The organism is Flavobacterium sp. UBA6195, from assembly GCF_002422095.1.
GTDB lineage: Bacteria > Bacteroidota > Bacteroidia > Flavobacteriales > Flavobacteriaceae > Flavobacterium.
On sequence record NZ_DITB01000061.1, the window covers coordinates 1 to 6,188 of the forward strand.

At 31.2% G+C, this 6,188-nt stretch carries 5 protein-coding genes; 1 reads left to right on the forward strand and 4 read right to left on the reverse strand.

Annotation, left to right across the window (positions count from 1 at the left end; all coding sequences use genetic code 11):
- Nucleotides 1-159: 159 nt before the first annotated feature.
- From B4I81_RS05360 to B4I81_RS05375, 4 genes are all read right to left on the reverse strand, one after another.
- Nucleotides 160-738, reverse strand: a complete 579-nt coding sequence (locus tag B4I81_RS05360; RefSeq protein ID WP_291108502.1) for a protease complex subunit PrcB family protein — start codon at nt 736-738, stop codon at nt 160-162.
- 313 nt (nt 739-1,051) lie between these two features.
- Nucleotides 1,052-2,866 (reverse strand): RNA-directed DNA polymerase, encoded by a 1,815-nt coding sequence (locus B4I81_RS05365; RefSeq protein WP_291108505.1) that lies wholly within the window; start codon nt 2,864-2,866, stop codon nt 1,052-1,054.
- Nucleotides 2,867-3,203: 337 nt separating this feature from the next.
- The gene (locus B4I81_RS05370) at nt 3,204-3,899 is read right to left on the reverse strand and encodes an SLATT domain-containing protein (RefSeq protein ID WP_291108507.1); all 696 of its coding nucleotides are present in this window, start codon (nt 3,897-3,899) and stop codon (nt 3,204-3,206) included.
- A 233-nt stretch (nt 3,900-4,132) separates the two neighbouring features.
- Nucleotides 4,133-5,227, reverse strand: coding sequence for a M42 family metallopeptidase (locus B4I81_RS05375; RefSeq protein WP_291108509.1), 1,095 nt, complete (start codon nt 5,225-5,227; stop codon nt 4,133-4,135).
- A gap of 110 nt (nt 5,228-5,337) precedes the next feature.
- Here B4I81_RS05375 and B4I81_RS05380 point away from each other — a divergent pair, with 110 nt between their 5' ends.
- Entirely contained in the window at nt 5,338-6,021 is a 684-nt protein-coding gene (locus B4I81_RS05380; protein WP_291108511.1) for a DUF4294 domain-containing protein, read from the forward strand.
- The last annotated feature ends 167 nt before the right edge of the window (nt 6,022-6,188 follow it).

A 6,188-nucleotide genomic window follows, 5' to 3' on the forward strand; every position in this document is an offset into this window, starting at 1 on the left:
ATAATTCGATATGTTAATGTTTGTTTCAGAACTACTAAGATCTAAAATATAATTATTAGAGGAATTTGTAGTACCATAACTCCCTAAAATCATTAAATAAGCTGAATTTGCTCCGTTTAGTTTATAACTTACCATGCAGTATTGGTTATCCTATATACTTTATTCAAATACTATTGGCTTTGTTGCTTTTGGAATTTTTACAATATGATACGGTTGCGTAACTACAGATGAACCATTGCCAGTTAATAAGTTTTCAACTGTAACTACTATATTATTTTCGTATTCTGTAATATTTGTTATATCTATTGAATGTCCTCCGCCACCATAAACTTGATCGAAAACAGCAATTACAGTAAAATTTGTAAAATCGACGTTAGTTTCTATAAAGTGTTGAGCTAAATAGTCTTCTCCCAAGGGTAAATAATATGAATCTATTTGATTTAAAAGTAGATTCCAATTTGTTGATTCATTGTAAATAGTTTTTTGTTCCGAAATACCAACAGATGAGCTGACACCTACATTACGTTTACTAATTAATGTAGGATTTATTGTAACAGGAACAAACGGTGGTGTTGTTTCGGGTTCATCATTATTACAACTTACAATAATGCAACTAACCAATAATAAGAATAAATTTTTCATGTGTTTAAATTTTAATTTTTTAGCGGTAACATATGGTATCGCCTTTTTAATAATTGGTTTTTGCTCACGCAAATTTTTTGTAAATGGCAATTTCATAACATATATTTTTATTGTTTAACTAACGTTTTAGCGTCTACTACTTCCTTAGTTTCAGAACGAACTCTTTCATGTGGTTTTGATAATTATAAAAATACTATTTCTTTTGCATATTCCTACTATTACACTTTTAAATTTAAACATCAGAAGAAATTATAAAACTGGTCAACGACGCTCGTAAAAGAAGATAAAAGAAAATCCCGCGAAAGCGGGATTTTTTGTTTTTATTTTAATGATGAATGGATTTGAGCGGGAGAGGGATAAGTTATACAATAAACCATGATATTAAGTAGAAATGTTGTTGAAGAATGAGCTAACTTATATTATATTGAGTTTCTAACCATTTTCTAAAATATGGATCTTTAACATATTCCAATACTTTTTTCTGAATATCTTTATTTTTTCGAATGACTTCTGAGTTTAAAACTGAGCATAAGACAAGAAATCTATTTAAAGAATATGGCTTTGTCATTTTAGGAGGAAATAAATAATAGTTAAGTTTTTGATCTAAAGCTGTTAGATTTCTAAAAAAATAAAGCTGGTTTGCTAAGGTAACAGTATTATTAACTCCGGATGTAATTTGATTGTTCAATAATTTAAAAACTGATGAATTATTTGTAATTAATAGTCGAGATAAAATTGCGGTTACTTGGCGACGTAGAAAAGTATCAGCTTGCCATATGTATTGATATTTCTCAATAAAGTCAAGTAAGGTTTCTGGATGATTGTATTTTGCTTTAAACCAAAGTATACAATAAAAATCAGATGGAATTTTTCTTGTTTTGGAAAATTCGGTAATGTTTTGTTCTAATTCTTTTAGAAATTTTTTAGACTCATCATTGACTGGAATTTGCCAATCAGTAACTATTAAGCAGATTTGATATAAAGAAATATCGTCGAAAACATCAATTTTTTCGAGAATTAACAAGACAGCTTTTGCAGTTTGCTTTGTGTAGCCGATGGTTGATAAATAATAAATTAGGTTTTGTCTTAGACCAGGAAAATTAATGTAAACTTCTGGAAGAATGTAGAGTAACGATTTAGAATTCAATTTGCCATATGTCGTTATGTAACGTTTAGCAATTTTATCCCAGTATTTTGGGGAAGTGTCTCTAAGATGCTGTTTAAATTTAGAGTGTAAGTTTTTACAAGTTTGATTATATATTGTATCTGTTTTCTTCACTGTTTCTATTGAATCAATATATCTATTGGCTTCGATTTGAAAATGGAAAAATCCTTGTTCTTCGTTGTAAATATTAGTTTTCGCAATATTAAGTGCTAACCCTCTTGATTTTAAAATGTCAGAAATTGCACTTAATGTTTCAATTGCATCTTTTCTATTATCACTTGCAAAAACTATATCATCCATCCAACGTGTAAATGAATCATCTGTTCTTTCTTTTAAAACGCTATCCATTTCAAATAAAAAACAATGCGCTAATAGTCTTATACCTTCTAAATTTGTTGTTGGTAAACCTTTTTCTGAATATGGTAGGTAGTCAGGTTTCCAAGAAACTCCTTCAATAACTTTAAATAGGAGGTCAACTAAAACTTCATCTATTTTTGCATAACTCGAAAATACTTTTCTTAGTTCACTTATATAAATTGAATCATAATAATTTGTCAAGTCGGTTACTGCTATTAATTCTCTCTGACTTTGAAAATTATAAATATGTTTCTGTAATTGCTTCCATTGTCTTCTCCATGATAAATTGTAATTATCTAATTGATGTGGTAATTTTACATTATTCTTATCACGAGAATAAAAAGCATTTTTAGAAGGTTGGTTATTTAAAATTTCTTCAGCAACATATTCTACAAGAACTTGTAATACTAATGCATCTATTGGTTGAGGAATTACTAAGTGTCTGCATATTCCTAGTTTTTTTTCTATTCTGTAAATTAGAGGTTGGGATACTTGATAATTTCCAGATAAAATATCATTCCTCACAGCTTGTGCTCTGTCGTCCAAATTATAATTTAAATCATAGTGGTCAAATAAATCTTTTAAATCTAAATTTCGTAATTGTTCTCGAACAATTTTCCTCCAAGTGTCCTTAATTTTTTTTTTTGAAAAAATATCCGAAAGAATTTCTTTTCTAAGTCGGTTAAATCTATCTGTTTGCATCTATTTTTTTAGGTTGTAAGGTTTAATTTACTAATTTAAATGTCTCAAAAAACCAGTATTATCTGCCTAATTTTTAATATATAGTATTTTATAAGTCATTTCTAATGGCTATATAACTAATTTCCAGAACTAAAGAGCTTTAGTTTTTCTGCCAATTTTTATAAAACTTGAATAAAGTGCAAAAAAGTCTTCTATAATTGCGAATTGTGTGGGTGCTATTTAAAAAAAACTAAATTTTTAGTTATTTCCAATTCTAAATAGCATTTCGTTTATCATTTTAATTATATTTTCTTTGTCAGCATGCCTTACTCATCCCTTTATTATTAAAGTACTATTATTAAATCATTTTATAAATCGTCCATATTAATATTAATGGTAACAAGAAAATCACTACGTAATAATGAATAAAAATCAAATGGTTATACTTAAGTTTTGTCATAAATCTATTGTAAGAAGCAAACTCAAAGTTTATAAATAAGAACTTTATCTCATCCTTTTCATATTTTTTTAGGTTGTTTGTTGCTTGAAAAAAAATAAAATCAATTGGTCTGTGATTGTCATATAAATCAATGATTTCATTATATTTTTTTTGCACTTTTTCAAATTTCTTATATTTATCCGAATCATTTAAAGATGTATCCTCTTTTATAAATTCGATTTTTTTAAAAAGTTTTCCAATTTTTTTTGCACAATCATGAAATTTTTCAGCTTTCAAATTGTACTGCATTGAAGATTCCATTAATACGAAAACCAACAATATAATTGAAACACATATAGCAATCAAGTTCAAAATGCCTATTGTTTTCTCATCAGTAATAATATTATATGGCTGAAATAATGCAAGAACTATCACATAAACTGATAAGAAACTAGTTGCATAGGATGATAAATATTGTGTTTTATTTAATCTGTGATATGCATTAAATCTTGCAGATTTTGTCTTCCATAATCTATCGTAAAGTTCATCTACTGTAGTTTGGCTTTGTATTCTCATATTTATTAAAGTATTAAAGGTAACTAAAACGAGTCTCATCTACCCATTTTGTGCATATATTTCTGGTTAAATCAATTCCCTTGCAATATAACAAAATTCTCACAAATAATTTGCTGTAGTTTTTCTGCAGTTTATGTTAAAATTTCAAAAAAGAGCAAAAAAAAGTCCTCAAAAAATGAGGACTTTAGGTTTTAGGGGTAAAAAAACTATTCTCGATACATTTTTTGTTCCGCTTCACTTCACAAAAAACACTCGAACTGACGTTTTTTTTATTATTTAAAATAACTAAACGTTTCGTTATTTTCAATTTTCAATAGCGTTTCGTAAATCAATTTAATAACATTTTCTACGTCGTCGCGGTGAACCATTTCTACGGTTGTGTGCATATAACGCAACGGTAACGAAATCAAAGCCGAGGCAACTCCGCCATTGCTATACGCAAAAGCATCGGTATCGGTTCCCGTAACGCGAGAAGTAGCATGGCGTTGGAAAGGTATTTTGTTTGCTACTGCTGTGTCCACAATCATTTCACGTAAAATGTTTTGTGTCGCAGGAGCGTAGGCAATCACAGGTCCGCGTCCCATTTTTAAATCGCCTTCAATTTTTTTGTCAATCATTGGGGTAGTCGTATCGTGACAAACATCGGTTACTATGGCAACGTTGGGTTTAATGCGTTGGGTAATCATTTCGGCACCACGCAAACCAATTTCCTCCTGCACTGAGTTTACGATGTACAATCCAAAAGGCAATTTCTTTTTGTTCTCCTTTAATAAACGCGCTACTTCGGCAATCATAAAACCACCCATGCGGTTATCAATCGCTCTACATACAAATTTATCGTGGTTTAAAATCTCAAAATTATCAGGATACGTAATCACACAACCCACATGAACGCCTAAAGCTTCTACTTCGGCTTTCGTTGAGCAACCACAATCAATAAATATGTTTTCAATTTTTGCCGTTTCTTCTGCTTTTCCGCTTCTTCCACGTGTGTGAATCGCTGGCCAACCAAAAACACCACGCACAATACCTTTCTTCGTATGTATGTTCACACGCTTCGATGGCGCAATCTGATGATCCGAACCTCCGTTTCTAATCACGTAGATTAATCCGTCATCGGTAATGTAATTCACATACCACGAAATTTCATCGGCATGACCTTCAATCACCACTTTATAAGGCGCATCTGGATTAATAACACCCACCGCACTTCCGTAGGTATCGGTAATAAAAGTATCCACATACGGTTTTAGGTAGTCCATCCAAATTTTTTGTCCTTCCGCTTCATGTCCCGTTGGCGAGGCATTATTCAAATAATTTTCCAAAAAAGTCATCGACGACTTCTTTAATATCGATTTTGTGCTCATCTTAAAATATAATTTTTTGCTAATTTAAAAATAAGATATTAGAGTTTCACATAATTTCGATAATTTTGGTTTACTTTTTGCAGTGCGTTAAAAAGTTAAAAACAAACACCATGTATAAGTTATTATTTAGTAGTTTAGTGCTGTTCATTACTACTTGTTCTTTTGCCCAAACCGAAACCGACACCTTGCGCATGACGCAACAGGATTCCTCTATTATATATTCTATCGAATTAAGAGAAATCATTTTTACGCCCGATAACGTTTACACTACCGACGAAGACAAAAAAGCCAAGTTAATATTAAAGAGACGTGTCTTTAAAGTCTATCCGTATGCCAAATTAACGGCGGATAAGCTTACGCAGTTAAACGCCACGATGTCCAAATTAAAAACCAGTCGCGAAAAAAAGAAATACTTTAAAATCGTAGAAAAGTATTTAGAGGAAGAATTCGAACCCCGTTTAAAAAAGCTATCCCGTAAAGACGGTCAAATCCTAGTCAAGCTCATCTACCGTCAAACTGGAAGCACGACTTTCGATTTAATTAAAGAATACAAAAGCGGATGGAAAGCCTTTTGGGCCAATTCCACAGCCTATTTATTCGACATCAACCTAAAAACGCAATACAAACCCTACGACGTAAAAGAAGACTATCATATAGAAGGGATACTAAACGCCGCTTTCAACCAAGGGCAACTTACTAAGCAAGAACCCAAGAAAGCCATCGACTTCGATAAACTCAACGAACATTGGATTAATAAAATCAAACTCCAGCCCAAAGCGGAGCCTAAAGAATAGTTTTTTTAGAAGCAGCCGTTCAGCATTCCATAAAAACTTTTAGTCCCGCTGTCCGTTACAATTTTTTTCTTTTTTGTTGCCTGAGGTTTCTTTTTTGTTGCCTGAGGTTCTCGAAGGCAACAAAAAAGAAAAAAGATTTCCCCTCCCATCGGGGCTCATATCTTTGT

Bases quoted from the DNA above. Each gene is read 5' to 3' on its own strand.
- B4I81_RS05360 (WP_291108502.1), bottom strand. From the start codon at position 738: ATGAAATTGCCATTTACAAAAAATTTGCGTGAGCAAAAACCAATTATT.
- B4I81_RS05365 (WP_291108505.1), bottom strand. From the start codon at position 2,866: ATGCAAACAGATAGATTTAACCGACTTAGAAAAGAAATTCTTTCGGAT.
- B4I81_RS05370 (WP_291108507.1), bottom strand. From the start codon at position 3,899: ATGAGACTCGTTTTAGTTACCTTTAATACTTTAATAAATATGAGAATA.
- B4I81_RS05375 (WP_291108509.1), bottom strand. From the start codon at position 5,227: ATGAGCACAAAATCGATATTAAAGAAGTCGTCGATGACTTTTTTGGAA.
- B4I81_RS05380 (WP_291108511.1), top strand. From the start codon at position 5,338: ATGTATAAGTTATTATTTAGTAGTTTAGTGCTGTTCATTACTACTTGT.